Source organism: Rhodanobacter sp. B2A1Ga4 (genome assembly GCF_018101315.1).
Taxonomy (GTDB): domain Bacteria; phylum Pseudomonadota; class Gammaproteobacteria; order Xanthomonadales; family Rhodanobacteraceae; genus Rhodanobacter; species Rhodanobacter thiooxydans_A.
In genome coordinates this window covers 487966-514946 of record NZ_JADBJR010000002.1, presented here as the reverse complement: position 1 = coordinate 514946, position 26981 = coordinate 487966, and the positions used below count along the sequence as shown (strand labels likewise).

At 68.3% G+C, this 26981-nt stretch carries 24 protein-coding genes; 6 read left to right on the top strand and 18 right to left on the bottom strand.

Translation table 11 applies throughout. The features are described 5' to 3' along the window. Positions 1-386 precede the first annotated feature (386 nt). The 5 genes from IMW82_RS10935 to dnaA form a co-directional block, all read right to left on the bottom strand. On the bottom strand, positions 387-1652 hold the full coding sequence (locus IMW82_RS10935) for a tetratricopeptide repeat protein (RefSeq protein WP_211004451.1): 1266 nt from the start codon (positions 1650-1652) through the stop codon (positions 387-389). 280 nt (positions 1653-1932) lie between these two features. Continuing rightward, positions 1933-4365 carry a DNA topoisomerase (ATP-hydrolyzing) subunit B gene (gyrB, locus tag IMW82_RS10930; RefSeq protein ID WP_211004444.1) on the bottom strand — a complete coding sequence of 811 codons (2433 nt, stop codon included), beginning with the start codon at positions 4363-4365 and terminating at the stop codon, positions 1933-1935. Between the two features lie 95 nt (positions 4366-4460). Further along, the gene (gene recF, locus IMW82_RS10925; protein ID WP_211004443.1) at positions 4461-5540 is read right to left on the bottom strand and encodes a DNA replication/repair protein RecF; all 1080 of its coding nucleotides are present in this window, start codon (positions 5538-5540) and stop codon (positions 4461-4463) included. Between the two features lie 96 nt (positions 5541-5636). Beyond that, entirely contained in the window at positions 5637-6737 is a 1101-nt protein-coding gene (gene dnaN / locus IMW82_RS10920) for a DNA polymerase III subunit beta (RefSeq protein ID WP_108471242.1), read from the bottom strand. Between the two features lie 244 nt (positions 6738-6981). Next, a complete protein-coding gene (dnaA, locus tag IMW82_RS10915) occupies positions 6982-8304 on the bottom strand; it encodes a chromosomal replication initiator protein DnaA (RefSeq protein ID WP_211004442.1) in 1323 nt (440 codons plus the stop codon). A 203-nt stretch (positions 8305-8507) separates the two neighbouring features. On the opposite strand from dnaA, the gene rpmH reads away from it, so the two are divergent. The 4 genes from rpmH (at position 8508) to mnmE (ending at position 12276) form a co-directional block, all read left to right on the top strand. After that, complete coding sequence (gene rpmH, locus IMW82_RS10910; protein WP_007510029.1) at positions 8508-8642, top strand: 50S ribosomal protein L34; 135 nt, start codon at positions 8508-8510, stop codon at positions 8640-8642. 14 nt (positions 8643-8656) lie between these two features. Then, positions 8657-9061 carry a ribonuclease P protein component gene (rnpA, locus tag IMW82_RS10905; protein ID WP_211004441.1) on the top strand — a complete coding sequence of 135 codons (405 nt, stop codon included), beginning with the start codon at positions 8657-8659 and terminating at the stop codon, positions 9059-9061. Positions 9062-9124: 63 nt separating this feature from the next. Then, positions 9125-10855 (top strand): membrane protein insertase YidC, encoded by a 1731-nt coding sequence (gene yidC / locus IMW82_RS10900; RefSeq protein ID WP_211004440.1) that lies wholly within the window; start codon positions 9125-9127, stop codon positions 10853-10855. Positions 10856-10929: 74 nt separating this feature from the next. Beyond that, complete coding sequence (gene mnmE, locus IMW82_RS10895; RefSeq protein WP_211004439.1) at positions 10930-12276, top strand: tRNA uridine-5-carboxymethylaminomethyl(34) synthesis GTPase MnmE; 1347 nt, start codon at positions 10930-10932, stop codon at positions 12274-12276. A 4-nt stretch (positions 12277-12280) separates the two neighbouring features. Here the strand turns inward: mnmE and rbsK are convergent, their stop codons facing one another. From rbsK to IMW82_RS10855, 8 genes are all read right to left on the bottom strand, one after another. Next, positions 12281-13174: a ribokinase gene (gene rbsK / locus IMW82_RS10890; protein WP_211004438.1), complete on the bottom strand. Its 894-nt coding sequence runs from the start codon at positions 13172-13174 to the stop codon at positions 12281-12283. 156 nt (positions 13175-13330) lie between these two features. Beyond that, positions 13331-13960, bottom strand: coding sequence for a hypothetical protein (locus tag IMW82_RS10885; protein WP_211004437.1), 630 nt, complete (start codon positions 13958-13960; stop codon positions 13331-13333). A 27-nt stretch (positions 13961-13987) separates the two neighbouring features. Next, positions 13988-15322, bottom strand: coding sequence for an ATP-dependent protease ATPase subunit HslU (hslU, locus tag IMW82_RS10880; RefSeq protein WP_211004436.1), 1335 nt, complete (start codon positions 15320-15322; stop codon positions 13988-13990). A 124-nt stretch (positions 15323-15446) separates the two neighbouring features. After that, positions 15447-15983 (bottom strand): ATP-dependent protease subunit HslV, encoded by a 537-nt coding sequence (gene hslV / locus IMW82_RS10875; RefSeq protein WP_108471249.1) that lies wholly within the window; start codon positions 15981-15983, stop codon positions 15447-15449. Between the two features lie 187 nt (positions 15984-16170). Next, complete coding sequence (xerC, locus tag IMW82_RS10870) at positions 16171-17058, bottom strand: tyrosine recombinase XerC (protein WP_211004435.1); 888 nt, start codon at positions 17056-17058, stop codon at positions 16171-16173. A 7-nt stretch (positions 17059-17065) separates the two neighbouring features. Next, positions 17066-17758 (bottom strand): DUF484 family protein, encoded by a 693-nt coding sequence (locus tag IMW82_RS10865; protein ID WP_211004434.1) that lies wholly within the window; start codon positions 17756-17758, stop codon positions 17066-17068. Positions 17759-17852: 94 nt separating this feature from the next. Beyond that, positions 17853-18701: a diaminopimelate epimerase gene (gene dapF, locus IMW82_RS10860; protein ID WP_211004433.1), complete on the bottom strand. Its 849-nt coding sequence runs from the start codon at positions 18699-18701 to the stop codon at positions 17853-17855. Positions 18702-18714: 13 nt separating this feature from the next. After that, complete coding sequence (locus IMW82_RS10855) at positions 18715-18894, bottom strand: lipoprotein (protein ID WP_211004432.1); 180 nt, start codon at positions 18892-18894, stop codon at positions 18715-18717. A gap of 112 nt (positions 18895-19006) precedes the next feature. Here IMW82_RS10855 and IMW82_RS10850 point away from each other — a divergent pair, with 112 nt between their 5' ends. Further along, entirely contained in the window at positions 19007-19696 is a 690-nt protein-coding gene (locus tag IMW82_RS10850) for a hypothetical protein (RefSeq protein WP_211004450.1), read from the top strand. Here IMW82_RS10850 and idi read toward each other — a convergent pair. From idi to IMW82_RS10825, 5 genes are all read right to left on the bottom strand, one after another. Further along, positions 19674-20261: an isopentenyl-diphosphate Delta-isomerase gene (idi, locus tag IMW82_RS10845; RefSeq protein ID WP_211004431.1), complete on the bottom strand. Its 588-nt coding sequence runs from the start codon at positions 20259-20261 to the stop codon at positions 19674-19676. The two genes, IMW82_RS10850 and idi, sit on opposite strands and share 23 nt — an antisense overlap. After that, a complete protein-coding gene (locus IMW82_RS10840) occupies positions 20254-22593 on the bottom strand; it encodes a hydroxymethylglutaryl-CoA reductase, degradative (protein ID WP_211004430.1) in 2340 nt (779 codons plus the stop codon). Before IMW82_RS10840 ends, idi begins: the two co-directional genes overlap by 8 nt. A gap of 28 nt (positions 22594-22621) precedes the next feature. Further along, a complete protein-coding gene (locus IMW82_RS10835) occupies positions 22622-23641 on the bottom strand; it encodes a hypothetical protein (protein ID WP_211004429.1) in 1020 nt (339 codons plus the stop codon). After that, on the bottom strand, positions 23641-24633 hold the full coding sequence (gene mvaD / locus IMW82_RS10830) for a diphosphomevalonate decarboxylase (protein WP_211004428.1): 993 nt from the start codon (positions 24631-24633) through the stop codon (positions 23641-23643). The genes IMW82_RS10835 and mvaD overlap by 1 nt, the downstream gene beginning before the upstream one ends. Positions 24634-24732: 99 nt before the next feature. Continuing rightward, the gene (locus IMW82_RS10825) at positions 24733-25200 is read right to left on the bottom strand and encodes a GNAT family N-acetyltransferase (protein ID WP_211004427.1); all 468 of its coding nucleotides are present in this window, start codon (positions 25198-25200) and stop codon (positions 24733-24735) included. Between the two features lie 257 nt (positions 25201-25457). Here IMW82_RS10825 and IMW82_RS10820 point away from each other — a divergent pair, with 257 nt between their 5' ends. After that, the gene (locus IMW82_RS10820; RefSeq protein ID WP_108471259.1) at positions 25458-26945 is read left to right on the top strand and encodes a RimK family protein; all 1488 of its coding nucleotides are present in this window, start codon (positions 25458-25460) and stop codon (positions 26943-26945) included. The last annotated feature ends 36 nt before the right edge of the window (positions 26946-26981 follow it).

The window sequence follows — 26981 nt, the reverse complement described above, 5'->3', positions numbered from 1 at the left end:
AAGTTCACCTGGACGATGCGTTCCTTTTCCTTGTGGTTCTGATTCGGCGGCGCCATCGGCGCCACGATCAACAGGAAGGCAAACGCATGCAGCCCGATGGCAACTGCCAATGCCCAGGTGCGTTTCCAACTAAACGGCTCGCGCCCGATTTCTTCGTTACTTGAGGCCATCTGTCACTAGTCTGGAGCTGATCGATCAGAAGAGAACGTTGCCGCAGGGCTTGACCCGGAACCGTCTGAATGCCTGGACGGACCCGGAGGGAACTTGCCGCTGGGGAGACGCAGGGAAAGGTTTCAACGGTACAACAGCACATGACATTTGTATAGCGCTGCGGGGCAGACTATGGACGTCCATCCACCCCGCGGCTTGCCAGGTGCTTCGGCCGGTCAGTCAGCACCGGTCTTTTTCAGCCAGTCCTTTGCCTTTGCCGCCGTCTCCGGATCCTGTGCGGCCTTCTTCATCGCGGCGATCGCCGCAGGCTTGTTCTTCAAGCCACGCTCGGACTCGGCCAGCAGCATGTACGCCGTACCCTTGTGCTTCACACCCTTGTCGAGGGCCTGCTGGACCAGGCCCTTGGCCTGGCTGTACTTGTTCTCGCTCAGCAGCAGGCGTCCGGCGCGCAGTGCGGGCTCGCCATCGGTGGCGATCGGCTGGGCCTTGTTGTAGTAGCCGATCGCCTTGTCGATGTTGTTCGCGATCTCGGCGGACTGGCCCAGCAGCACGTAGGTTTCCGCGTCGGGCTTGACCACGCCCTTGCTCATGCCTTCCTCAAGCACCTGCTGGGCCTTGGTCGCGTTCGGCGCCGGGTCGGAACTGTCCTGGCCGGTGATCAGGTACAGCTTGGCCAGGTTCACGTACTGCGTGTCCTTGCTGAGCTTGCCGTCGGCGCGGGCCTTCTCCATCATCTGGATGGCTTCCGGGTACTTGTGCGCCTGCATCAGCACCGCGACCGCGTTGTTGAGTGCGTTCGGGTCGCCCGGATTGGAATTGAGCTGACTGGTGGCCAGGGCGGCCGCCTTGTCGTCCTGGCCGGATTCGGCATAGCTGGCCATCAGGATCTGGTCCCAGGTCGGCTGCGGCTTGTCGGTCAGCGACTTGGCCTTGTTGATGGCGGCGATCGCTTCCGGGTACTTGCTCAACCGGTAGTCGGCATTGCCTTCGAGCGCGTACGAATCGGCGGTTTCCTTCTTGCCCTCGGCGCGCCACTTGGCGATCGTGTCCAGCGCGGGCTGGTACTGCTCGTCGGCCAGCTGGAACTGCGCCAGCATGTACATCAGCTGGAAGTAGGTGTCATTCGGCATCACGCCGAGCGCTAGCGAGCGCTGCAGCGAGCTGATCGCGCCCTTGGTGTCGCCGTCGTTGTAGTGGAGGCTGGCCAGGCCCTGCAGGGCCAGCGCCTGGGCATACTTGCTCTTGCTGCCGTCGATGATCGACTGCAGCAGCGGCTCGGCCTTGGCCTTGTCGCCGGCATTGACCGCGTCCAGGCCTTCGTTGAGGTTCTTCTGGTCCTTCTCGCTGGTCAGGTCGAGCTTCGGCTCGGCGCGGGTCGCGTTCGGGTAGAGCACTTCCTTCTTGGGTTTGGCGTCGTCGCTCTTGCGCGCCAGCGCCGGGCTGCTGGCCACGCCCAGCAACAGCGCAATGCCGGCCAGCATGGTTAACCCTCGGGCATGCTTCATGGTGATCCTCATAATGTCAGGGCGTGTCGTAACGACGCGGGGGATTGCAAAGCGTAACCTGACCCGGCACGGGATAACAAGTTGCAGCGCCGCATCAAAGGTTGTTAAAAATCAATTACTTGGACAACCTTCCCTGACCAAGGGGCAATTATTTGCCTTGCACCGGCCACCACGCGGGCACCCGTTCCTCGGGTCCCGCTGAGTTCGCCGGCCCCACGCCAGCGGCGGGGCGGGGCTTCGGATCGGCGAGAGCGGATCAGATGTCCAGGTTGGCGACCTTCAGCGCGTTCGCCTCGATGAAGTCGCGGCGCGGCTCGACCGCCTCGCCCATCAGCATCGAGAACATCTGGTCCGCGGCAATCGCGTCCTCGATGCCGACCTGCAGCATGCGCCGGGTCTCCGGATTCACCGTGGTGTCCCACAGCTGCTCCGGATTCATTTCACCGAGGCCCTTGAAGCGCTGGATGCTGCGGCCCTTCTTCGCCTCGTCCAGCAGCCAGTTGCGCGCATCGAGGAAGCTGAGCACGCCGCGCGAGGCGTTGCCGCGACGCACCACGGCGTCGGGCTGGATCATGCCGGCGATCTGCTGGCTGATCGCCAGCAGCGGACGGAACTCGGCGCTGCCGAAGAACGGCTGCGGCAACAGCCAGGTATGGCTGAGCCCGTGCTGTTCCTTCACCACCTCGATCGCCGCCGGCTGCTCGCCATGGGCCGGGCGCAGCGACATGCGGTAATGCGGCTTGCCCAGGCCGCTGGCGGCCAGGCGCCGGGTGGCACCGTCCAGCCAGGCCTGCATCGCGACCGGGTCGGACCACAGCGCCGGCGCCATCGGCGGGTGTTCGAGCAGGGCGTTCAGCACGGTGGCATCGAAGCGGTGGGCCAGCTTGGCGATCTGGTCCAGCGCATGCTGGTAACCGCGCAGCAGCTTCTCCAGTGCCTCGCCGGTGATCGGCGGCGCGTCCGGGTTGTAGGTGAGTGCGGCGTTGTCGACCGCGCTGGAGATCAGGTAGTCGTTCAGCGCGGTGTCGTCCTTGATGTACAGCTCCTGCTTGCCCTGCTTCACCTTGTACAGCGGCGGCAGGCCGATGTAGATGTGGCCGCGCTCGATCAGCTCCGGCATCTGCCGGTAGAAGAAGGTCAGCAGCAGGGTGCGGATATGCGAGCCGTCGACGTCCGCATCGGTCATCAGGATGATGCGGTGGTAGCGCAGCTTGTCCGGGTTGTACTCCTCCTTGCCGATGCCGGTGCCCAGCGCGGTGATCAGCGTGCCGACCTCGGCTGAGGCCAGCATGCGGTCGAAGCGTGCCTTCTCCACGTTGAGGATCTTGCCCTTCAGTGGCAGCACGGCCTGGGTCTTGCGGTTGCGGCCCTGCTTGGCCGAACCGCCGGCGGAATCGCCCTCGACCAGGAACAGCTCGCACAGCGCCGGGTCCTTCTCCTGGCAGTCGGCCAGCTTGCCGGGCAGCCCGGCGATGTCCAGCGCACCCTTGCGCCGGGTCATCTCGCGCGCCTTGCGGGCAGCTTCACGGGCGCGCGCGGCGTCGACCACCTTGGAGGCGATCGCCCTGGCTTCGCTCGGGTGTTCCAGCAGGAACTCGCCCAGCTTCTCGTTGACCGCCTGCTCCACCGCGGTCTTCACCTCGGAGGACACCAGCTTGTCCTTGGTCTGCGAGGAAAACTTCGGGTCGGGCACCTTCACCGACAGGACCGCGATCATGCCTTCACGCATGTCGTCGCCGGACAGGGCGACCTTGGCGTTCTTGGCCAGCCCTTCCTTCTCGATGTAGTTCTGCAGCGAGCGGGTCAGCGCGGCACGGAAACCGGTGAGGTGGGTACCGCCGTCGCGCTGCGGAATGTTGTTGGTAAAGCAGAACATCGTCTCCTGGTAGGAGTCGGTCCACTGCATCGCCACTTCCACCGTGATGCCGTCCTGCTCCGCAACCAGGCTGATCACGTTCGGGTGCAGTGCGGTTTTCAGCACGGCCAGGTGCTGCACAAACGAGCGGATGCCGCCTTCGTAGGCAAACGTGTCCTGCCGCCCCTCGCCGCGCTCGTCCTTCAGCTCGATGGTGACGCCGGAATTGAGGAAGGCCAGCTCGCGCAGGCGCTTGGCCAGGATCTCGTAGTGGAAGTCGATGTTGTGGGTGAACGTGGCCGGGCTGGGCAGGAAGCGCACCAGGGTGCCGCGCTTGTCCGACGGGCCGACTTCCTTCAACGGATACAGCGGCTCGCCGTGTGCGTATTCCTGCAGGTATTCATGGCCGTCGCGGCGGATGGTCAGCCACAGGTGCTCGCTCAAGGCATTCACCACCGACACGCCCACGCCGTGCAGGCCGCCGGAGACCTTGTACGAATTCGCGTCGAACTTGCCGCCGGCGTGCAGCACCGTCATCACCACCTCGGCGGTGGAACGGCCCTCTTCCGGATGGATGTCGACCGGAATGCCGCGGCCATTGTCGCTGACGCTGACCGAGCCGTCGTCGAGGATGGTGACCACGACCCTGTCGCAATAACCGGCCAGCGCCTCGTCGATCGCATTGTCGACGACCTCGAACACCATGTGGTGCAGGCCGGTGCCGTCATCGGTATCGCCGATGTACATGCCCGGGCGCTTGCGCACCGCTTCCAGGCCCTTCAGGACCTTGATGTTGCTTGAGTCGTAGTGCGATTCGTTGATGGATTCGTTCATGCGTTGACCGTTTCCTGGCGCCAGCGACCCGCCCGACACGGCGCCGTGAAAGGCCGGACAGGGTTATGCGATCTCGGGGAGATGCAACCCTTCGATTATAGCAGGCGCGCCAGCTCGCCTTGTTCCACGTGGAACACGCGCGCCGGCAGACCCTGCAGCGCGACTGGCAATTCGGTGCCGGTCAGCAGGATCTGGGCGTGGGCCGCCGCCAGCAGCGACACCACCGCCGCCTGATGGGCCTGATCCAGCTCCGAGGCGAGGTCGTCCAGGCAGACGATCGGCCACTCCCCCCGGTGTTCGGCGTACAACTCGGCCTGCGCCAGCATGCAGGCCAACGCGGTGAGCTTTTCCTGGCCACGGGACAGATGCTCGCGCAGCGGCGCCTGCTCGAACGTGATCGACCAGTCCGCCCGATGCGCCCCCAGCGTGGTATGCCCGCGGGCCAGATCCCTGCCCCGGTGGTCGCGCAATTGCTGGGCCAGGTCCAGCTCATCCGACCAACCGCGGCGATAACGCAGGTCGAGGGCGCCCAGTTCAGGCAGCAAACGGGCGACGCTGCCCAACAACTTCGGGCGCAATCGGTCCAGGTAGGCGCGCCGCTGCAGGTCGATCTGATGGGCGGATTGCGCCAGTTCTGCCTCCCATGGCGCGAGCAGCGCATCCGTGGGCGTCGTGGCGGCACGCAACAGGCTGTTGCGCTGTTTCAACGCCCGCTGGTAGCGGCGCCAACCGGCCAGGAATTCGTGTTCCACGTGGAACACACCCCAGTCCAGATAGCGACGGCGCTCCTCGGCGGCACCCGCGATCAACGCATGCGACCCCGGCTCGAAACAGACCACCGCGCATTCGCCCACCAGTTGCCCGAGCGCCACATTCACGGTGTCCAGCTTCGCCTCCCAGCGAGTCCCGTCCCGGCCCAGGCCAAGCCGGGCGATCCGTTGATCGGCGAGGCACAACTCGGCGAAAACCGACAGCTGCGCGGCACCCCGCTGCAACAGCGCTTCCTTGGCACCGCTGCGAAAGGAACGGGCATGCGACAACAGGAAGGCCGCTTCCAGCATGCTGGTCTTGCCGGCGCCGTTCGCCCCCACGAAAACGTTGATCGCCGGGTCCAGCGCCACGCTGACGTCGGTGAGGCAGCGCAGTCCGCGCACGCGGAGTTGTTCCAGCCTCATCCGGAAAACACCCCTAAACAGCAACGCCGGAGCCCCTGGCGGGAACCCCGGCGTTGCCTGTGCCTGTCGCGCGCAGCGAGGGCCATGCGTTGCCTGTCAGAGCCGCAGCGGCATGATCACGTGGCGGGCGTGCTCGTTGTCGTGTTCCTGCACCAGGCAGCTGGACTGCGCATCGCGCAGGCTCAAGCGTGCCTTGTCGCCGCGCAGCGCCGCCAGCGCATCGAGCAGATAGCCCACGTTGAAGCCGACCGCCAGGTCGGACACATGGGTGTCAGCCTCGACCTCCTCGACCGCCTCCTCCTGCTCCGGGTTGTGCGCCACGATGCGCAACTTGCCCGGCGACAGTTCCAGCCGCACGCCGCGGTACTTCTCGTTCGACAGGATCGCCGCGCGCTGCAGCGCGCCGCGTAGCACTTCGCGGTCCAGCGTGGCAGTCTTGTCCGCGCCCAGCGGAATCACCGCTTCGTAGTCCGGGAAGCGGCCGTCGATCAGCTTGGAGGTGAACACCACGTCGCCGCGGCGCACGCGCAGGTGATTGCGGCCAAACTCCAGCTCGACCTGGCCATCGCCGGTTTCCAGCAGGCCAATCAGCTCGTTGACGCCCTTGCGCGGAATGATGATCTGCCGGCGCGTGCTGACCGAGCTCTGCAAGCCGGTTTCCTTCATGGCCAGGCGATGCCCGTCGGTGGCCACGCAACGCAGGGTGTGCTCCTGCAAGTCCAGCAGCATGCCGTTCAAGTAGTAGCGCACGTCCTGGTTGGCCATCGCGAACGCGGTGCGTTCCATCAGGTCGCGCAAGGCCTCTTCCGGCAGGCTGACTTTTTCCACCAGCTCGATTTCGTCGACGGTGGGAAATTCGCTGGCTGGCAGGGTGGTCAGCGTGAAACGGCTGCGCCCGGCGTTCAGCGCCACGCGGTCGCCGTTGAGCTTGAGCTCGATCCGCGCGCCGTCAGGCAGCGCCCGCACGATGTCGAACAGCTTGCGGGCGGGAATGGTGATCTCGCCATCGGCCAGTTTCTCCGCCTCGGCGGTGGCCACCATCTCCACCTCGAGGTCGGTTCCGGTCAGCGACAGCTTCCCGTCGCCGACCTTGACCAGCAGGTTGGCCAGCACGGGCAGTGTCTGGCGGCGTTCAACCACACCCACCACCTGCTGCAGCGGTTTGAGCAGAGCTTCTCGTTGGATGCTGAATTGCATGGCTGTGCTTCCCCTCTACCTGCTGTTCTGTCTTTAAAAGAAGTTTAGTGGTTGTTGTTGTACCGGTGGGTAACTTTTCTACCCCGTTTTCTTGTTCAAAATCAACGTTTTATGATGTTTCTTGGTTGTGCTTGAACGGGCTGCCTGCCGGTGGACGGTTTGGGGATAACTTCAGGGGCGAAACCTTCCACCCATTATCCACAGCTTGGGCCACCGCTTATCCATAATCTTTGCCGATCACGGCTCAACCGGTGAGCGTGCGGATCAGTTGCTCCCAGTCCTGGCGCATGCGCGCGTCGGTCTCGATGAACTTGCGGATCGTCTTGCAGGCGTGCATCACCGTGGTGTGATCGCGCCCGCCGAACGCCTCGCCGATCTCCGGCAGGCTGTGCTCGGTGAGTTCCTTGGACAGGGTCATCGCGATCTGCCGCGGCCGCGCCAGCGAACGCACGCGCCGCTTGGACAGCAGATCCTGCAGGCGCACGTTGAAGTATTCGGCGGTGATTTTCTGGATGTTGGCGATGGTGACCGCCTGCGCGTGCGTGGCCAGCAGGTCGCGCAGGGTTTCCTCGGCAAACTCGGTGGTGATCGGCTTGCCGTAGAAGTTCGCCCGCGCCGCCAGCGTGTTCAGCGCGCCCTCGAGGTCGCGCACGTTGGAGCGGATGCGCTTGGCCAGCAGCATCGCCACGTGCTCGTCCACCGCCACGCCCTTGTCGTGCGCCTTGGACAGCAGAATCGCCGCGCGCGTCTCGAAGTCCGGCGGCTCGATCGCCACGCTGAGGCCCCAGCCCAGACGCGACTTCAGCCGCGGCTCCAGCTTGTCCACTTCCTTCGGGTAGCGGTCGCAGGTAAGGATGATCTGCTGTTTGGATTCGAACAGCGCGTTGAAGGTGTGGAAGAACTCCTCCTGCGTGGTGTCCTTGCCGGCGAAGAACTGGATGTCGTCGATCAAGAGCGCATCGACCGAGCGGAAGCGCTGTTTGAACTGGTCCATGCTCTTGGCGCGCAGCGCCTCGATCATCGAGCCGACGAACTGCTCCGAACGCAGGTACAGCACCTTGCAGTCCGGGTTGCGCTCGCGCATCAGGTTGCCGGCGGCGTGCATCAGGTGGGTCTTGCCCAGGCCGGTGCCGCCGTATAGCAGCAGCGGGTTGTAGGCGCGGCCGGGGTTGGTCGCCACCTGCATCGCGGCGGCCTTGCCGAGCTGGTTCGACTTGCCCTCGACGAAGGTCTCGAAGGTGTAGTGCGGGTCCAGGTTGTGGCTGAAGGCGGGCGCCGGTGCGGCCCGGGGTGCCACCGTCGTCCTGGCGGGCGGTGCTGGCCGGGCCGCGCTGGAGCCGACCTCCAGTCGTACCGGGCAGGGCTTGCCGCCAAGCTGCAGCAGCACGGCTTCGATCTGTTCCAGGTAGCGCCCGCGCACAGTGTCCAGGGTGTAGGAGTTCGGTGCGAACAGCTGCAGGCCGTTGGCATCTTCGCGCGACTGCAGCGGCATCAGCCAGGTATGCAGGTCTTCGGCGCTCAGCTCGCCTTCGAGGCGCTCAAGGCAGCGCCGCCACAGATCACTCATGAATAAAATCAACCACGGCTTGGGAGCGCTTGCGCGCGGGGTGATGGGTTAGTCTAGCAGCCTCCCCCGCGCCTCCGACCGCCACATATCCACACGGGTATCCACAGGGCGCGCGCAGATGGCCTTCCCCGCCATTTGACAGCAGCAGCGGCTACCCCACATACTTTCCAACCTTTTTATCCACATTCCCTTCGGAGTAAGCCATGAAGCGGACCTTCCAGCCCAGCAAGCTCAAGCGCGCTCGCACGCACGGTTTCCGTGCCCGTATGGCCACCGCCGACGGCCGCAAAGTCCTCAACGCCCGTCGCGCCAAGGGCCGCAAGCGCCTGATCCCGTAATCGGCACGAGCGTCATGTCCAGCGCCGGACTGCCGCGCGAAGCGCGGCTACGTCGGCCGGGTGACTTCGCCGCCTTGCGGACCAGCAGCGGACGCGCAGGCGGCCGCTGTTTTCATATGCGCTACCGCGACAACGAGCTTGGCCATGCCCGGCTCGGCCTGGCGATTTCCAAGCGCGTCTCCAAGCGGGCGGTCGAGCGCAACCGGATCAAGCGGTTGCTGCGCGAGTCGTTCCGGCGCGTGCGCCACCAGCTGCCGGCGGTCGACATGATGGTGATGGCGCGCGAACAGGCCGCCGGCGTACCCGGGCCACAACTGCTGATCGAGCTCGACGGCCTGTGGAAGAAGTTGCTGGCCAGCCATGCCACGACGTCCGGGCCATTGAAGCCCGCCGGCGACACCACCACAATCGGGCGTTGACCTTCTCCCTTCTGTCTCCGCGGCGTTGACACGTGTCGTGGCGTTACCCGGATCTGCTACGCGATGAATCAAACGCGCACCTTCCTCCTGTTCGCCCTGTTTGCCGTGGCCTACTTCCTGTTCCTGGCCTGGGAGAAGGATTACGCACCACCGCCGCCGGCGGCCACCGCCGCCACCAGTGCCAGTGCAGCCACGCCAGCGGCGGACGCCAGCGTACCCGGCGCGATCCCGCTCGCCTCCACGCCAGGCGCCAAGCCCGCGCCGACGATCGCCGGCGACACGGCAGCTGCCGCCCCGGCGCAGCTGATCACCATCACCACCGACGTGCTGAAGTTGAGCGTGGACACCCGCGGCGGCAGCCTGGTGCACGCCGACCTGCTGGCCTACCCGCAGGCGCCGCGCACGCACAAGGCGCCGAACCCGCCGCCGACGGTGCTGCTGACCAGCGATCCCGAGCGCTACTCGGTGGCGCAGAACGGCCTGGTCAGCAGCAGCGACAGCGCGCCGGCAGACCAGCCGAACCACCTGGCGCTGTTCCACAGCGAGAAGACCACCTACGCGCTGGCCGATGGCCAGGACGAACTGAAGGTCGACCTCACCTGGCAGGACGCCGCCGGCCTCAAGGTCACCAAGACCTACAGCTTCAAGCGCGGCAGCTACGTCATCGGCGTCAGTCAGCGCATCGACAATGACAGCGCCGCACCGTGGCAGGGCAACGCCTACCAGCAACTGCTGCGGGTCGAGCCGCCGAAGGCCGGCAACTGGCTGGCGAACTACACCAACCCGGAGACGCGCAGCTTCCAGGGCGCCGCCTGGTACACCGGCGAGAAGTTCGAGAAGCTGCCGTTCAAGAACTTCGCCGAACCGAAGGACCAGCTCAACACCCCGATCAAGGGCGGCTGGGCGGCGATGCTGAAGCTGTACTTCGTCACCGCGTGGATTCCGCCGGCCGACCAGACCGAGCAGTACGTCACCCAGACGATCAACCCGGACAGCGCGCATCCGCGCTACCTGATCCGCACCGTCGGCCCCGCGCTCAGCGTGGCGCCGGGACAGAGCCTGACCAGCCAGTCACGCCTGTACGTGGGCCCGAACAAGCAGGGCACGATGGACGCCATCGCGCCGGGGCTGGATCTGACCATCGACTACGGCATGTTCAAGATCATCGCCGTGCCGATGCACTGGGTGCTGTCGCAGTTCCACGCCGTCACCAAGAACTGGGGCGTGGCGATCATCCTGCTGGTGCTGCTGATCAAGGGCCTGAGCTGGAAGCTCACCGCCATGCAGTACCGCTCCAGCGCCCGCATGCGCAAGCTGCAGCCGCGCGTGCAGGCGCTCAAGGAGCGCTACGGCGACGACAAGCAGAAGATGCAGGTCGCGATGATGGAGTTGTACAAGAAGGAGAAGGTCAACCCGATGGGCGGCTGCCTGCCGGTGCTGATCACCTTGCCCGTCTTCTATGGCCTGTTCTTCGTGCTCGAGTACAGCCTGGAGCTGCGCCACGCGCCGTTCCTGTGGATCCCCGACCTGAGCGCACCCGATCCGTTCTACATCCTGCCGATCATCTACGCGCTGGTGATGCTGGGCACGCAATGGCTGAACCCGGTCGCCGCGGGCATGGACCCGACCCAGGCGAAGATGATGAAGGTGATGCCGCTGCTGTTCACCGTGATGTTCGCCTTCTTCCCCGCCGGCCTGTGCCTGTACTACGCGGTCAACGGCATCGTCGGCCTCGGCCAGCAGTGGTGGATCACCCACCACATCGATCGCGAGGATGCGGTCAAGCCGGCCTGAGTGTCGAGTTGCGCGTCCCCTGCCGCCGCGACCGGGCAACCGTCGCGGCGGCTTTCGTTTAGAGTCACCCAACCATGACCGAGCATGCCGCCGACACCATCGCCGCCATCGCCAGCGCCCCCGGTGCGGCCGGCGTGGGCGTGCTGCGCGTGTCCGGGCCGGCGGTACCGGCGATCGCGCAGGCCCTGCTCGGCCGCGTGCCGCAACCGCGCCACGCCCACTTCGCCGCGTTCCGCGACGCTGCCGGCGAGCTGATCGATCGCGGCCTGCTGCTGCACTTCCCCGCCCCGGCCTCGTATACCGGCGAACACGTGCTGGAGCTGCAAGGCCACGGCAGCGCGGTGCTGCTTGACGCGCTGCTGCGCCGTGTCTGCGAACTTGGCGCGCGGCTGGCGCGCCCCGGCGAATTCACCGAGCGCGCCTTCTTGAACGGAAAGCTCGACCTGGCCCAGGCCGAAGCCATCGCCGACCTGATCGCCGCCCGCTCGCAAGCCGGCGCGCGGGCGGCGCTGCAGTCGATGGAAGGCGTGTTCTCGCGCAAGGTCGGCGCGCTGCTGCAAGCGCTGATCGCCCTGCGCGTGCACATCGAGGCGGCGATCGACTTTCCCGAGGAGGAAATCGACTTCCTCGCCGATCCCGCGATCACCGCGCAACTGGAGAACCTGCGTACCGAGCTGGCCGAACTGCTGCGCGAAGCACAACGCGGCGTGCGCCTGAATGACGGCCTCAAGGTCGCCATCGTCGGCCGCCCCAATGCTGGCAAGTCCAGCCTGCTCAACGCGCTGGCCGGCGCCGACCGCGCCATCGTCACGCCGATCGCCGGCACCACCCGCGACGTGCTGCGCGAAGCCCTGAGCCTCGACGGCATCGCGCTGGAACTGGCCGACACCGCCGGCCTGCGCGACACCGACGACGAAGTCGAACGCGAAGGCGTGCGCCGCGCCCACGGCGAGCTGCAACGCGCCGACGTGGCCCTGCTGGTCACCGACGCCGAACACGCCAACGCCGACCTCGCCTTCTTCGCGCCACTGCCGTCCGGCATCGAACGCATCGTGCTGGTCAACAAGATCGACCGCGACCAACTCGCTCCGCACGGTGAATCGCGCAATGGCGTCACCTGGCTGTGGGCCTCGGCCAAGACGGGTGTCGGCCTCGACGCCCTGCGCGACCACCTCAAGCAACTCGCCGGCGCCGGCAGCGGCGAAGGCGCCTTCAGCGCAAGACGCCGCCACGTGCTCGCCCTGCAGCAAGTCGGCATGCATCTCGACCACACCACCGCCATCCTTGCCACCACTCGCGCCGGCGAACTCGCCGCCGAGGAACTGCGTGCCGCCCAGCACGCGCTCGGCGAGATCACCGGCAGCTACAGCAGTGATGATCTGCTCGGCGCGATCTTCGGCTCGTTCTGCATTGGCAAGTAATCAGTCAGCGCTGCTGCGCGAGAAAAGCATCCAGTTCACGCAGGTCCGGCATGCCGCCCTGCGCGCCGAGCTTCGTCACCGACAGCGCCGCCGCGGCACAGGCCTTGCGCACCGCCAGCGGCAGGCCTTCGTGCAGGAACGCCGCCAGCGCCGCGTTGAAAGTGTCTCCGGCGCCGGTGCTGTCGACCACGTCAACCCTGAAGCCGGGCTGGTGCAGTGGTTCGCCGTGTTCGCGGTACCAGGCGCCTTCGCTACCGCGTGTGAGCACGACGGGACAGGGCGTGCGTTGCATCAGGGTCTGGAAGTCTTCCGCGGGGTCGGCGCCGAGCAGAATCGCCAGCTCGTGCTGGTTTGGGGTGACGTAGCAGGCGAGCCGGAGCCAGTCGTTCGGCAGCTTCTGCGCGGGCGCGGGGTTGAGGGTCACCGGCACGCCGAGGCGGTGGCCCAGGCGCACGGTGGCTTCGACGGTGTCCAGCGGGATCTCCATCTGCACCAGCACGGCGTCGGCGGGCTCGATGAGGGATCGGGCGGCTTCGACGTGCGCGGGGGTGACGCGGGCGTTGGCGCCCGGTACCACGATGATCTGGTTCTCGCCGCCGGCGACGGTGATCGAGGCGGTGCCGCTGGCGCTTTCGGCAAGCCGCGCGACGTGCTCCAGGTTGACGCCTTCGGCGGCAAGGCCCGCACGCAGCTGTTGCCCGAAGGCGTCGTCACCGAGGGCACCGACCAGGGCCACCTCGGCGCCCAGTCGCGCGGCGGCCACGGCCTGGTTGGCGCCCTTGCCGCCGGGCACGGTGAGGAAGCGTTCGCCCAGGATGGTCTCGCCGGGGCCGACGAAGCGCGGCGCCTGGGTGACCAGATCCATGTTGATGCTGCCGACGACGACGATGCGTGTCATCTGTCGCTCCCCTGCGCCGTTTCACGATGGAGGGGAGAGCTTACCTGCTGCGGTCTGTGCGAGCGGCTTCAGCCGTGTGGTTCTTCGCGAAAGGAGGGCGAAGAGCGACCCCTCCCCGGCCCTCCCCTGCCTTGCAGGGGAGGGAGCAGAGCTCAGTCAGGGAGACGGGACGCGGCCGATGCCGGTGTCGCCGGGCAGCAGGGCCGGCGCGGGGCCGGCCACGGCGAGCAGGGACTGCGCGTAGCTGTCCTCGATGCTGACGGTGGAGACCTCGTCCCAGGCGAAGAACGAGGGCTCGCGCATCCATTCCGCGTCGGGGCTCAGTTCCTGCAGGTTGAAGCCGTCTTCCTCGACATCGATCAGGCGGCCGATGTAGCAGACCTCGTCCTCGTCCTCGCTGTCCACATGCACGCCGATCACCGGCGCCTGGGCACCGGCGGCCTGGATGACCTCACGGATGCCGTCCAGCGGGAAGCCGCGTGGCATCCGTGGCAGGATCTGCTTCAGCGCCAGCGCCTTCTCCATGAACGAGTGGTGCTTGTCCGGCGCCTCCAGTTCGGTGACGTCGCGGTGGCGCATCACGTACATGCCGTCGTAGGTGATGCCGTCGCCGACTACCCAGAGCAGGAAGAATTCGCGTCCCACGCCACCCACGTAGCCGCAGAAGCTGCCGTGTTCAAGCTCCTCGCGCCACAACCGCACCAGCGTCTGCTTCTGCTGCGCCTCGCGCAACTGGGCGCGCTGGCCAGTGTTCTTCAATTCAATAACGTTGTTCACGGTGCTCATTTTAGCAGACCGGCCTGACCGGCTTGTTTACAGGATGTAGCGGCTGAGATCTTCGTCCTTGACCAGGCTTCCCAGGTTTTTGTCTACCTGTTCGGCGTCGATCAGGTATTTTTCGCCGGATTTGTCCGCTGCCTCGAAGGAAATCTTCTCCAGCAGGCGTTCCATCACCGTGTGCAGCCGGCGCGCGCCAATGTTCTCGGTGCGCTCGTTCACCTGGAATGCCACCTCGGCCAGTCGGTCGACGCCCGAGTCGGTGAACTCGATGCCGACGCCCTCGGTACCGAGCAGGGCCACGTACTGCTTGGTCAGTGCGTTGTGCGGCTCGCGCAGGATGCGCTTGAAGTCGTCCACGCTGAGCGCGGACAGTTCCACCCGGATCGGCAGGCGGCCCTGCAGCTCGGGGATCAGGTCCGACGGTTTGGCCAGCGAGAACGCACCGGAGGCGATGAATAGCATGTGGTCGGTCTTGATCGGGCCGTACTTGGTCGACACGGTGGAGCCTTCCACCAGCGGCAGCAGGTCGCGCTGCACGCCCTCGCGACTGACTCCGGCGTGGCCGTGGTCGCTGCGCTGGGCGACCTTGTCGATCTCGTCGATGAAGACGATGCCGTTCTGCTCGGCCGCTTCCATCGCTTGCGCGCGGACCTCTTCGTCGTTGAGCAGCTTGCCGGCCTCCTCGTCGATCAGCAGCGGGCGCGCCAGCTTGATCGCCAGTTTGCGGCTCTGGGTCTTGCCGCCGCCGATGTTCTGGAACATCTGGCGCAGCTGCGCGCCCATCTCCTCCATGCCGGGTGGCGACATGATCTCCACGCCCACGCTTGCGGTGAAGTCCAGCTCGATCTCGCGCTCGTCCAGCGCACCCTCGCGCAGCTGCTTGCGCAGCTTCTGGCGGGTGTCGCTGTCGGTCGCCGGCGCGGCATCGTGGCTCCAGTCGGTCGGCGTCTGCCGGCGCGGCAGCAGCGCGTCGAGGATGCGGTCCTCGGCGCGGTCCTCAGCCTGGCTGCGCACGCGCTTGGCGGCCTGCTCGCGGGTCAGCTTGTAGGCCACGTCGGCGAGGTCGCGGATGATCGACTCCACGTCCTTGCCCACGTAGCCCACCTCGGTGAACTTGGTCGCCTCGACCTTCACGAACGGCGCGTTGGCCAGCGTGGCCAAGCGACGCGCGATCTCGGTCTTGCCCACGCCGGTGGGGCCGATCATCAGGATGTTCTTCGGGGTGATCTCGTTGCGCATCTCCGCCGGCAGCTGCATGCGCCGCCAGCGGCTGCGCAGTGCCACCGCCACCGCGCGCTTGGCGTCGTGCTGGCCGATGATATAGCGGTCGAGTTCGTTGACGATTTCGCGGGGAGTGAGTTCGGACATGGGGGGCACCGGGAAGGTTGGGTTTAAGGCCGTCATTCCGGCGCAGGCCGGAATCGCATTTCAACCAAGAGCGATTCCGGCCTGCGCCGGAATGACGACCCTGGAGAGCAGCAGCGCGTTGCGCCTACAGCTCTTCGATCGACACGTTGTGGTTGGTGTAGATGCAGATGTCGCCGGCGATCTTCAGCGCCTTCTCGACGATCGTGCGTGCGTCCAGTTCGGTGTTTTCGAGCAGGGCCATCGCGGCGGACTGGGCGAACGGACCGCCGGAGCCGATCGCGATCAGGCCGTGTTCGGGCTCCACTACGTCGCCGTTGCCGGAGATCAGCAGCGAGGTTTCCTTGTCGGCCACCGCCAGCATCGCCTCGAGCTTGCCGAAGCGGCGGTCGGTGCGCCATTCCTTGGCCATTTCCACCGCGGCGCGGGTGAGGTTGTTGTTGTGCTTCTCCAGCTTCTGCTCGAACAGCTCGAACAGGGTGAACGCATCGGCGGTGGCGCCGGCGAAGCCGGCCACCACCTCGCCCGCCTTGCCCAGCCGGCGCACCTTGCGCGCGTTGCCCTTCATCACCGTGTTGCCCAGCGTGACCTGGCCGTCGCTGCCGATCACGACGCGGCCGTCGCGGCGCACGCAGACGATGGTGGTGGCGTGGAAGGATTCCATGGGAGCTCCGCTAGAAGATGTCTGAGCGGATGAGATGGGGCCGCGGTGGGAACGCTTCAATGTCGGGCTTCTGTTCCTCCCCCTGCTTGCAGGGGAAGGTCAGGAGGGGGCAAGGCTTTTGACTTTCAGGTCAAGAGCACCCTTCCCCAGCCCTCCCCTGCAAGCAGGGGAGGGAGTTGTTCGGGCGTCACGGCTTGCGTTTCGCCCGCGGGTGCGCGGCGTCGTAGACCCGCGCCAGGTGCTGGAAATCCAGGTGGGTGTAGATCTGGGTGGTGGCGATGTCGGCGTGGCCGAGCAGCTCCTGCACCGCGCGCAGGTCTCCGGAGGATTCCAGCATGTGGCTGGCGAAGGTATGCCGCAGCAGGTGCGGGTGGATGTGCTTCGGGATGCCCTGCTGCAATGCCAGCTTGTTCATGCGCAGCTGCACCGTGCGCGGGTTGATCGGCGCGCCGCCGCGGCCGCGGAACACCGGGCCGTCCGCCGGCATGCCCTCGGCGGCGCCGAGCGCGCGCAGCGCGGCGACGGCGTGGCGGCCGACCGGCACGATGCGCGTCTTGCTGCCTTTGCCGAGCACGCGCACCTCGCCTTCGTCGAGGTTGAGGCCGAGCCAGCGCAGGCCGACCAGCTCGGACAGGCGCAGCCCGCTGGAATAGAACAGCTCCAGCATCGCGCGGTCGCGCACGGCGAGCTGGCCACCGCTGTCGGTCTCGACCAGCGCGGTGGCCTCGTCCACGTCGAGCACCTGCGGCAGCTTGCGGCGCACCTTCGGGCCGCGTACGCCGAGCAGCGGATCACTGGCCAGCTGGCCTTCGCGGGCGAGCTGGCGGAACAGGCTGCGGCAGGACGACAACAGGCGCTGCAGGCTCTTCGGCGCCAGGCCGGCGCGGTGCTCGCCGGCGATGAACGCGCGCATCCGGTTCGCGTCCAGCGCATCGAACGCGTCCAGCTGCTGCTCGTGCATGAAGCGCAGCAGCTTGGCCAGGTCGCGGCGGTAGCCGGCCAGCGTGTGCGGCGAGGCATGACGCTCACCCGCGAGGCGGGCCAGCCATTGCTCGACCTGTTGTGCGGGGGTCATCGCCGGCTCAGGAAACATCCCGCGAGCGGGCCAGTGCGGCGGTGATGGTGGCCGCGATCATCTTCAGGAACAGCGTGCCCATGCCGGGCTGGAAACGGTCCGGGTTGGTGCTGCCGATCGCCAGGATGCCGCTGTCGCCCAGCCGCATCATCGCAACCGAACGAATCTGCCCGGCGTCGACGCCGAACAGGCGTTCGAGTTTCTCGGTGGACAGGCGGCCGGAGACCGGCTCGTTCTTTTGCAGGAACTCGCGAAATTCCGGCAGCGCAGCAGCGCCACCGGGAATCTGCTGCAGCCAGTCCGCGCGCGGCAGCTGCGGCTCGTCGCCGAACAGCAGCAGGCGCACCTGCTCGGTGTGGAAATCCGCGCTGAGCTTGGCGACCACCGTGCGCGCGGTGACCTCCATCGTGTTCGCACGCAGCAGCGCCACGGTGAGCGCGTGCACGCGCTCCATCAGCTTCTCGTTCTCGGCGGCGATCGCGATCAGCTCGGCCAGCTGGCGTTCGAGTTCCGCGTTCTTGTCGCGCAGGCTCTGCAACTGGTACACCGCCAGCGACGATACCGCGCCGCCCTGCTCACGCGGCGGCATGGTCAGCCTGGCGGCCAGCTCGGGATATTCGCTGAGGAATTCCGGATGGCGTTTCAGGTAGGCGGCAACCACGCGGGCCTGGGTGGCGTCGTCGAGCAGGGTGGCAGTCATGCGCGAAAATCCTCGAACCGTTGCGGGGCGCGCGAAGAAGGCGAGCCGTCCGGCTGGAGTGTGCGATGGACGCGGGCGCGCTTCAACCGCCGCGTCAGGCGGCGGCGATTGGAACCGGCCATTCGCCCTCGAAGGCGAACGCGGCCGGGCCGGTCATCCACAACGTGTGGCCGGGGCCGGCCCAGTCGATGTGCAGCGTGCCGCCGGGCAACTCGACCGCCACCGCGTCGTCGACCTCGCCGCGCCGGTGCAGCACCGCCATCGCGGCGCAGGCGCCGGTACCGCAGGCCAGGGTCCAGCCGGCGCCGCGTTCGTGCACGCGCAGGCGCAGGTGGCCGCGGTCCTGCCGCTGCACGAAGCCGGCGTTGGCGCCCTGCGCGAAGCGCGGGTGGTTTGTCAGCAGCGGTCCGAGCCGCTGCAGCGCGGGGTCGGCGAGATCGTCCACCGCCAGCACCGCATGCGGGTTGCCCATCGACACCGCGCCGATGTCCAGCGTCTCGCCGGCCACGTCGATCGCGTAGTGATCGGCCGCGGCGTCGGCCGCGAACGGAATCCGCGCCGGCTCGAACACCGGCTCGCCCATGTCCACGGTGACCTCATTGGCGCCGAGCAGGCGCACCGTCACCGGGCCGGACGGGCTCTCGATCATCACGTCCTGGCCGATCGCCAGCGCACCGGCATGGTGCAGCCACGCCGCCACGCAGCGCACGCCGTTGCCGCACTGGCCGGACGGCGAACCGTCGGCGTTCCAGATGCCGTAGTAGAACGCGCCGGCCGGGCTGCGTGCCGGCTCGATGCTCAGCAGCTGGTCGAAGCCCACGCCGGTGTGGCGGTCGGCCAGCGCGCGGATCTGCGCCGCGTCCAGCGGAAACCGGTGTTCCCGGCAATCCAGCACGACGAAGTCGTTGCCGATGCCGTGCATCTTCGAGAAGCGCAGTTGCATGGACGGCCGCCGCTCAGTGCTGGCCGGCCGCCGGGTCGCCGACGCTGGCCGGTACCGCGGGCGCCGCCGGTTTCACCGTGGTCGATGCCGCGGCGGGTTGACTCAACGGCAGCACCAGCGGCCCCTTGTTGCCGCAGCCGGCAAGCGTGGCGATGGCGAGGCAGAACGGCAGCAGCAAGAAGGATCGGCGCATGGTCGGGATTCCTGAAGACGGGGGCAGTATAGCGAGGCGCGACGGCTTGGCCGCGGCGTCGCCCGTTATGATGCGCATACGAAGTGCACGACGCGGCAACGAGGTGATGACGATGGATTGGAGCGCGCTGCTGCGCATGCCGATGACCGTGGTGCTGGTGCTGGCGGTGGTGTTTGCCTTGGTCACCCTGGTGCAGCTGGTGGCCCTGCGCCAGCGCCTGCACGCCGGCCGGCATCTGGCCGCCAGCTGGCGTGCGCTGCTATGCGTGGCCTGCTTCGCGCTGACCCTGCTGCTGGCCGGTGCCGGGCTCGCCCTGCGCGGCTACCGACTGCTCGGCGAGGAGGCGCCGGTGGTCGAGATCGATGCGCGCATCCTGTCGCCGCAGCGCTGGGCGCTCACCCTCAGCTGGCCTGACGGCAGCACGCGCCAGCTGCCGCTGGCCGGTGACGCCTGGCGCGTCGAGGCGATCGTGCTGAAGTGGAAGCTGCCGGCCCTGCTGGCTGGCGTACCGCCGCTGTACCGGCTCGACCGGCTGTCCGGCCGCTACGATGATCCGGCGCAGGAGGCCACGGCGCCACGCACGGTGATCGGCTTCGACGAAGCCGGCGCGTTCGACCTGCTCAGCCTGAAAAAACAGTACCCGCGCTGGGTGCCGGAAATCGACACCGTCTACGGCAGCGGCGCGTTCCTGCCGCTGGTCGATGGCGGGCATTACGCGGTGAGCCTGATGCGCACCGGCGCGCTGGTGGCGCGACCGGATGCCGCGACCGCGGAGAAAATCAGCCACCCGCTGGGGGGCTGAGGCAGGCCGACAGTGCCGGGTCGCGGCGCAGCTGCGCCCATTCGAGCTTCAGCCATGGCGTGAAGTGCTCCGGGTAGCGGGCGATCTCGCGATCGAGTGCGGCCGGCGCGACGAAGCGCCAGGCCTCGACCTCGGTGGCATTGGCGCGTACCGGCTGCGTGCAGGTGCCGGCGTAGACCCAGCACAATTCGTGTTCGGCGCCGAGCCCACGGTAATCGGCCTGGTATTCGAACTTGAACAGGTAGCGCAGCGGGCAGCGCATGCCCAGCTCCTGCTGCAGGCGCCGTTCGGTGGCCTGCTCCATGCTTTCCCCCTGGTGCGGATGGCTGCAGCAGCTGTTGGCCCAGTAACCGGGCCACAGCCGCTTGCTGCGGCTGCGCTGCTGCAACAGCAGCTCGCCGTACCCATTGAAGATGAACAGCGAGAAGGCGCGATGGCGCTGGCCGCAACCGTCGTGAGCGGCCGCCTTGCTGGCGTGGCCGACCGCGCGATCGTCGGCGTCGACCAGGATCAGCTGCTCGGCTTCGGAGGAGACCGTGGGGTGGCGTGGCGACGCGTCAGCCAAAGGACACCTCCAGCGCCTGGTAGCCGGCATCGCGCATCGCCCGGGCCACGCGCGCGCCGCCATCGGGACACAGCGCGATCACCGCGCCGCCGCCACCGCCACCGGTCAGCTTGGCGCCCGCGGCGCCGTGCTCGCGCGCCAGCTGGACCAGCTCCTCGATCTCGCGGCTGGATACCTGCAGCGCGTTCAACTGGCCCTGGCAGATGTTCATCAGTTCGCCGAGCTCGCCCAGGTCGTGGGCTTCCAGCGCGTCGAGCGCGTGCCGGGTCAGCACGTCGATCTCGTCGAAGATGCGTTCGTAGTGCGCCGGATGCTGCAGCCACGCCTGGCGCACGCGCGCCACCATCCTGGCGGTCAGGCTTTCGCTGCCGCTCAGCCCGATCACCAGCGGCAGCGGCTGCTTCAGCGCGAGCGGGCGGATCGTCGCCGGCTCGCCGCGCCGGTACAGCAGCGCCTGTCCGTGGGTGGCAACCGTGTTGTCGATGCCCGAGGGCGTGCCGTGGGCGATCTTCTCGCACTCGAAAGCCAGCGCGCAGACGCTGGCCTCGTCGAGGCCCAGCGCGCAGTGCCGATCCAGTGCGCGGATCACCGCCGCCGCCAGCGCCGCCGAGCCGCCCAGGCCCATCGCCCGGGGCATCTCCGGCGCCACCTGGATGCGCAGCGCGCGCCGGTCCAGGCCGAGCCGTTCCAGCAGCAGCGTCAGCGACTGCAGGAAGGAACCCGGGCGCGCCGGCTGCTGCTGCAGGCGCTGCTCGATGCCCCAGCGCGGGATCAGCAGCGTGGTGCCGTCGCGCGCGTCCTCCACGCGCGCGCGGATCGCCAGCGGCAATGGCGCGGCGATCGCATGGCGGCCGTACACCACGGCGTGTTCGCCGAGCAGGATCACCTTGCCGTGGCCGGCCGCCCATTCCTGCGTGCCGGCCCGCGGCTGGCCGCCTGCCGCTTGTCCCGCCGCCTGCCCGCCCAGCTCGGCCACGATCAGCTGCGCCTTCCACAGCTTGATCTCGCCATCGGCCAGCAGGCGTTCCACCACCTGCTCGAACATCGGCGGCGTGGCGCCGGCGGCCATCGCCACGCTGCGCGCGTGCAGGGTCATGTGGCCTTGCTGGATGCCGTCGGTGACCAGCGCCCGCAGGGCGGAGAAGTTCTGCGCCAGGCCGACGGCGGCCATCACCTCGGCCAGCTCGCGCGCGCCGGGCGAACCCAGCAGGCGGTGGTTGATCGCCACCATCGGGTTCGCCTGCAGCGAGCCGCCCACGGTGCCGACCTTGAGCGGCAGCTCGATGCTGCCGACCAGGTCGCCCTGCGCGTTGCGCGACCAGCGGGTCAGCGCGCGGTAGCCCTGGCCGCGCGCGGCGTAGGCGTGCACCGCCGCCTCCAGCGCGCGCCAGTCGTTGCCGGTGGCCAGCGCCACCGCGTCCACGCCGTTCATGACGCCCTTGTTGTGGGTCGCGGCACGGTACGGATCGACCAGGGCCAGGTCGTTGGCCAGGATGATGCCGTCGCGCACCTGCCCGCCATCGTGGCCCTTGCCGGCGAGCGCGTGCGCCGGGATCACCGCGCTGGCGCGCACCAGTGCGCGGTCGGTCAGGTTGGACAGGATGCGCAGGCAGGCCTTGCCGCCGGTGATCGTCTCCGCCAGCGGGGCCACGCCCTCGCACATGGTGTTGACCAGGTTGGCGCCCATCGCGTCGCAGGTGTCGACCAGCAGGTGCAGCACCACCATGTCCGGGCCACCGTCCGGCGCGGCGTGGATCAGCACCTCGACATCCACCACACCGCCGCCGCGCGCGACCATGTTCGGATGCAGGCTGTTGGCCAGGTTGATGATCTCCTCGCGCCGCTGCAGCAAGGCCGTGCGCGCCCTGCCCGAGTGGGCCAGGCCGGTCAGCTGGACCTGGCCGATCAGCAGGGGCCGGTCGCTCGCGGTGGTGAAACCGCCGCAGCCGCGCACCAGCTTGGCGGCGGCGCTCAGCGCGGCCACGATCGACGGCTCCTCGACCACCAGCGGCACCACGTAGTCCTTGCCGTTGATCAGGAAGTTCAGGCCCAGCCCCACCGGCAGCCCCATCACGCCGATGACGTTCTCGATCATCTTGTCGGCCTGCGCCGGTTCCAGCCGCTGCGCGCCGCTGGTCAGCGCGCGATGGTCAGCCTGGGTCAGCAGCCCGCGACTGCGCAGGAGCTGCAGCCGCTCGGTCAGCGCCAGCCGATGGAAGCCGGGCAGGCGGGCGGGATGCTCGGGCGCGTGTGCCGCGTGATCGCGCGGCGTGTCGTCGGCCTGGGTGGCGGCAGGCGAGTCGGCCTGCCCGGTTGCGGGTAACGAGTCCACGTAGGTTTTCCTGGATGGGTCGGTCGAATCAGTGCACCTGCACGCTCGCGGCGGCGGCCGGGTGCAGGTCGAGCACGGGAAAGCCGGCGGCGTTGGCGGCCCGCCGGAAGGCTTGCAGGCGCGCGGCGTCGGTGGCCAGCGCGATGCCGATGTCGCCGCCGCCGGCGCCGCAGGTCTTGTAGGCAACCCCCAGGCACGCCGCCAGCGCCGCCAGCGCGCGGTGCTCGGGGCTGAAAATGTCCAGGCCGCTGGCTGCGCCCAGGCGATCCAGCGCCTGCGCGCAAGCGGCCAACGCCTCGAGCAGCGCGGCGGCGCTGGCCGCGTTGGCGGCCGCCGTGGCGCAGTCGCCGAGCTCGCGCATCGCCGCGGCGTGTCGTGCCGGCGCCCGCGCGCGCCACGCGGCCAGCCGCTGCAGGAAGTGGCCGGTCGAGGCCGGTCGGCCGGACCATACGCAGCACCACTCCAGCCCGTGCGGCCAGGTCGCCGGCGCGATCCGTGGCTGTCCGTCGTGCAGCCGATAGAGCAGCAGGCCGCCGGTCAGGCTGGCGGCGACGTCCAGCCCGCTGCCGTGGCCACCCTGCGCCCGGCGGTGCGCCGCGAGCAGCATGTCGAGGGACGGCGCGCTGCGTCGGCCCAGCGCACGGATCGCACTGGCCAGCGCCACGGTCAGTGCCGCGCTGGAACCCAGGCCGAGCTTCCGCCGGCCATCGCCGCCGGCGTGGAACGCGCGGGTGTCCAGGCTGGCGCGGAACGGCGGCGGCCGATCCTCCGCGCCGAGCGTTTCCAGGATGGCGCCGACCAGCCGCAGCGGTGCGCTTGCCGCCGCATCCAGCGCCGGCCAGGCGATCCGCCCGGTCGCATCCAGCCGGCCGCGCGCGGCATCGATGCCGAGTCCTGGCGCCGTGATCTCGTAATCGCTGCCGCCGGTGTCTTCCAGCGTCACGCGCGCCTGGCGATCGATCGCCAGCACCAGCGCGGGGGCACCCTCCAGCACCGCGTACTCGCCGGCGATCACCAGCTTGCCCGGCGCCGTGGCCAGCACGCGCATCAGGGCGCCTCGCTGTCGTCGAGCCGCCGCGCGCCTTCGCCCAGGCGGCTGCTCAGTACCTGCTCGACGCCGGGCAGCTCGGCCAGCGCGGCGGCGACCCGGGGCGCCGCGTCCGGCGTGCAGACGGCTTTCACCTGGGCGCCGGCGTCGACGGTGAAGAAGACCGGCTCGCCCGCGTCCTCGCGCAAGGCGCGAATGCGCTGCATGCAGTCGACGGTGGCGCCGTCCCAGTACAACAGTGGCGGCCGGCTGGACTGCATCACCGCATGCATCTTCAGGCAATTGTGTTCGCTCAGCTCGGCCAGCGCGGCGAAGTCGCGCGCCCGCACCGCGTGTTGCGCGGCCGCCAGGTCCGCCGCCGCGCCGTCCACCCACGCCGGGTAGAACGGCGACGTGCGGCGGCTGCGCTCCATGCCGGCGCCCGAGCCGACCTGCTTGCGGCGATCCGTGGTCACCGCGACGACCACCGCCAGCGGCCAGGCGGCGGCGTCGAGCAGGGGTTGCGCGACCGCGTCCGCACCGTCGTCGCGCTGGCCGGCGGCCATGCTGACGAAGCCGCCGAACAGCGAGCGTGCCGCCGAGCCCGAGCCCTGCCGGGCCAGCATGGACAGGGTCTGGCGATCCAGTGCGAGGCCGAGCGCTGCATCGGCCGCCACCACCAGCGCGGCGAAGCCGGATGCCGAGGAAGCCAGTCCCGCCGCGGTGGGGAAATTGTTGTGCGTGTCGATCCGCGCGCGCTGCGCGGTGCCGGCGCGCTGCCGCAGCAGATCCAGGCAGGCACTGGCCCGGGCCAGCGTCGCCGGGTCTTCCGCCCCGTTCAGGCGCAGCTCGTCATGCCGCAGCGACGCATCGAGCTCGACCCGGGTGCGCGTCCACAACGCGTCCAGGGTGACCGACAGGGAGCCGGTGACCGGCAGGTTCAATCGCGTGTCGCGTTTGCCCCAGTATTTGACCAGGGCAATGTTCGGTTGTGCTTGCGCGGTGGCGGCCATCGGGGTTCCGGCCAGACACGACGCCGGCACCCGCGCCATTGTGCCGGCGACGGACCTTGCGCGACCTGATGTACATCAGGCCGCGCACCCTCGCATGGGTCAGCCGAGCGTCTGCTCGTAGCGCCAGGCGTCGGCGCCGTCTTCGTAGTAGTGCGCGTAGAGGCCGCTGCGGCGGAAGCCGTGGCGTTCGTACAAGCGGATCGCGGCGGCGTTGTCGGTGCGCACTTCCAGTTTCAGGATGCGCGCGCCGCGGCGTCGCGCGGCGTCGGCCACTGCGGCCAGCAGCGCGGCACCGACGCCCTGGCCGCGGGTCTCCGGCGCGGTGGCCAGCGAGTACAGGCGGGCCACCGTGCTGCGCTTGCGGAAGAACAGCACGGCGCTGCCGAGGAAAAGATGATGGTTGGCGCTGGCCACCAGCACCAGCGCGGAATCGCTGTCCAGGTGGCGGCGGTATTGCGCGCGACTCAGCAGGTCGCTGCTGAAGCTGCGTAGCTCCAGCGCGACCAGCTCGTCCAGGTCGGACGCGGCGGCGCGGCGCACGCGCAGGCTGGCGGAAGCCGGCGGCATCCCGGTGGATTCCGCTACGACGCGGCGGGCGTGGTCATGTGGCGGCAGGGGCAGGGTGATCGGCACGCGCGGACTCTAGCAGCCGGCCCGGCGCGTGCGGGTGATTTCTGCTGGCCGGCATGCGCCGGACTCGTTCACTCGCGCTTCAGCGCTTTCCCTTGTGCCATGCCGACGCTGTGCCAAACTCCGCGTTTTGCACATCCCGCCCCGTCCCGCGCAAGGGCGGCCCGCCATCGCCGTATCCCCCGAGTGGTGCCATGACCCGTCTGGTCGTCGTTGTCGAAAAAGCTTCCGACTGGAGCTCGTACTACCCGTCGGTCGACGTGATGAGCGCGATGGACTACCTGCGCACGCCGGTCGGCGGCGACGACGAACGCACCCACGTGATCAACCTGTGCCGCAGCTACAAGTACCTGGGCACCGGTTACTACGTGTCGCTGCTGGCCGAGGCGCGCGGGCACAAGGTGATGCCGTCGGTGCGCACGGTGAACGACCTGCGCCGGCGCTCGCTGTACGGCCTGGACATCGACGACCTCAACCAGAAGCTCACCCACTTCCTGCCGGCCGGCGGCCGCGACACCACCGACTTCGGCACCCTGGTCTACTTCGGCGAGACCGCCTACCCGGCGCTGCAGGACCTGGCCCGGCAGGTGTTCGAAATGTTCCCCTGCCCGCTGCTGCGCATCGAGTTCGAGCGTGACCGCGTGTGGCAGGTCAGTTCGATCAAGCCGGTCGGCCTGCACACCCTGGTCGACACCCAGGAGGACGCGTTCGCCGAGGAGCTCGACCGCTTCTCGCGCAAGTTGTGGCGCAAGCCGCGTGCGCGGCGTCAGTACCGCTACGACCTGGCCATGCTGGTCGACCCGAAGGAACAGATGCCGCCGTCGAACAAGAAGGCGCTGAAGGCATTCGTGGCCGCCGGCAGGGAGCTCGGCATCGAGGTCGACCCGATCGGCAAGAACGACTACCAGCGCCTGGCCGAATACGACGGCCTGTTCATCCGCGAGACCACCGCGAGCGACAACCACACCTACCGCTTCGCCCACCGCGCCGAGAAGGAAGGCATGGTGGTGATCGACGACCCCAGCTCGATCCTGCGCTGCACCAACAAGATCTACCTCAACGACCTGATGGTCTCGCGCAAGCTGGCGGTGCCGCGTACCGAGATCCTCTACCGCGACGACAGCAAGGGCATGAAGGAAGTGGTGGCCCGGCTCGGCTTCCCGCTGGTGCTGAAGATCCCGGACGGCTCGTTCTCGCGCGGCGTGGTCAAGGTCGAGGACGAGGAGGCGCTGGCGCACGCGGCCAGCGGCCTGTTCCAGCACAGCGCGCTGCTGCTGGCGCAGGAATACGTCTACACCGAGTTCGACTGGCGCATCGGCGTGCTCAACCGCCAGCCGATCTACGCCTGCAAGTACTACATGTCGCGCGGCCACTGGCAGATCTACAACCACGGCGCCAAGGGCACGGCAAAATCCGGCGGCTTCGAGACCATCGCGCTGAAGGAGGCGCCGGCGGCGGTGGTCAAGCTGGCGCTGAAGGCGACCCAGCCGATCGGCGACGGCCTCTATGGTGTCGACCTGAAGCAGGTCGGCAACAAGCCGGTGGTGATCGAGGTGAACGACAACCCATCGATCGACGCCGGCGTCGAGGACGCCTACCTCGGCGAAGAGTTGTACCTGCGCGTCATGCGGGAGTTCCTGCGCCGGATGGAGCGCAAGCGCCAGGGCGACACCGCCGACTGACGCTGATGCGCGCCCTCCCCTGCAACGCGGAGGAAG

Excerpts from the sequence above, each read along its gene's own strand:
- IMW82_RS10935 (WP_211004451.1), bottom strand. The coding sequence starts at position 1,652 with ATGCTGGCCGGCATTGCGCTGTTGCTGGGCGTGGCCAGCAGCCCGGCG.
- gyrB (WP_211004444.1), bottom strand. The coding sequence starts at position 4,365 with ATGAACGAATCCATCAACGAATCGCACTACGACTCAAGCAACATCAAG.
- recF (WP_211004443.1), bottom strand. The coding sequence starts at position 5,540 with ATGAGGCTGGAACAACTCCGCGTGCGCGGACTGCGCTGCCTCACCGAC.
- dnaN (WP_108471242.1), bottom strand. The coding sequence starts at position 6,737 with ATGCAATTCAGCATCCAACGAGAAGCTCTGCTCAAACCGCTGCAGCAG.
- dnaA (WP_211004442.1), bottom strand. The coding sequence starts at position 8,304 with ATGAGTGATCTGTGGCGGCGCTGCCTTGAGCGCCTCGAAGGCGAGCTG.
- rpmH (WP_007510029.1), top strand. The coding sequence starts at position 8,508 with ATGAAGCGGACCTTCCAGCCCAGCAAGCTCAAGCGCGCTCGCACGCAC.
- rnpA (WP_211004441.1), top strand. The coding sequence starts at position 8,657 with ATGTCCAGCGCCGGACTGCCGCGCGAAGCGCGGCTACGTCGGCCGGGT.
- yidC (WP_211004440.1), top strand. The coding sequence starts at position 9,125 with ATGAATCAAACGCGCACCTTCCTCCTGTTCGCCCTGTTTGCCGTGGCC.
- mnmE (WP_211004439.1), top strand. The coding sequence starts at position 10,930 with ATGACCGAGCATGCCGCCGACACCATCGCCGCCATCGCCAGCGCCCCC.
- rbsK (WP_211004438.1), bottom strand. The coding sequence starts at position 13,174 with ATGACACGCATCGTCGTCGTCGGCAGCATCAACATGGATCTGGTCACC.
- IMW82_RS10885 (WP_211004437.1), bottom strand. The coding sequence starts at position 13,960 with ATGAGCACCGTGAACAACGTTATTGAATTGAAGAACACTGGCCAGCGC.
- hslU (WP_211004436.1), bottom strand. The coding sequence starts at position 15,322 with ATGTCCGAACTCACTCCCCGCGAAATCGTCAACGAACTCGACCGCTAT.
- hslV (WP_108471249.1), bottom strand. The coding sequence starts at position 15,983 with ATGGAATCCTTCCACGCCACCACCATCGTCTGCGTGCGCCGCGACGGC.
- xerC (WP_211004435.1), bottom strand. The coding sequence starts at position 17,058 with ATGACCCCCGCACAACAGGTCGAGCAATGGCTGGCCCGCCTCGCGGGT.
- IMW82_RS10865 (WP_211004434.1), bottom strand. The coding sequence starts at position 17,758 with ATGACTGCCACCCTGCTCGACGACGCCACCCAGGCCCGCGTGGTTGCC.
- dapF (WP_211004433.1), bottom strand. The coding sequence starts at position 18,701 with ATGCAACTGCGCTTCTCGAAGATGCACGGCATCGGCAACGACTTCGTC.
- IMW82_RS10855 (WP_211004432.1), bottom strand. The coding sequence starts at position 18,894 with ATGCGCCGATCCTTCTTGCTGCTGCCGTTCTGCCTCGCCATCGCCACG.
- IMW82_RS10850 (WP_211004450.1), top strand. The coding sequence starts at position 19,007 with ATGGATTGGAGCGCGCTGCTGCGCATGCCGATGACCGTGGTGCTGGTG.
- IMW82_RS10835 (WP_211004429.1), bottom strand. The coding sequence starts at position 23,641 with ATGCGCGTGCTGGCCACGGCGCCGGGCAAGCTGGTGATCGCCGGCGAG.
- mvaD (WP_211004428.1), bottom strand. The coding sequence starts at position 24,633 with ATGGCCGCCACCGCGCAAGCACAACCGAACATTGCCCTGGTCAAATAC.
- IMW82_RS10825 (WP_211004427.1), bottom strand. The coding sequence starts at position 25,200 with ATGCCGCCGGCTTCCGCCAGCCTGCGCGTGCGCCGCGCCGCCGCGTCC.
- IMW82_RS10820 (WP_108471259.1), top strand. The coding sequence starts at position 25,458 with ATGACCCGTCTGGTCGTCGTTGTCGAAAAAGCTTCCGACTGGAGCTCG.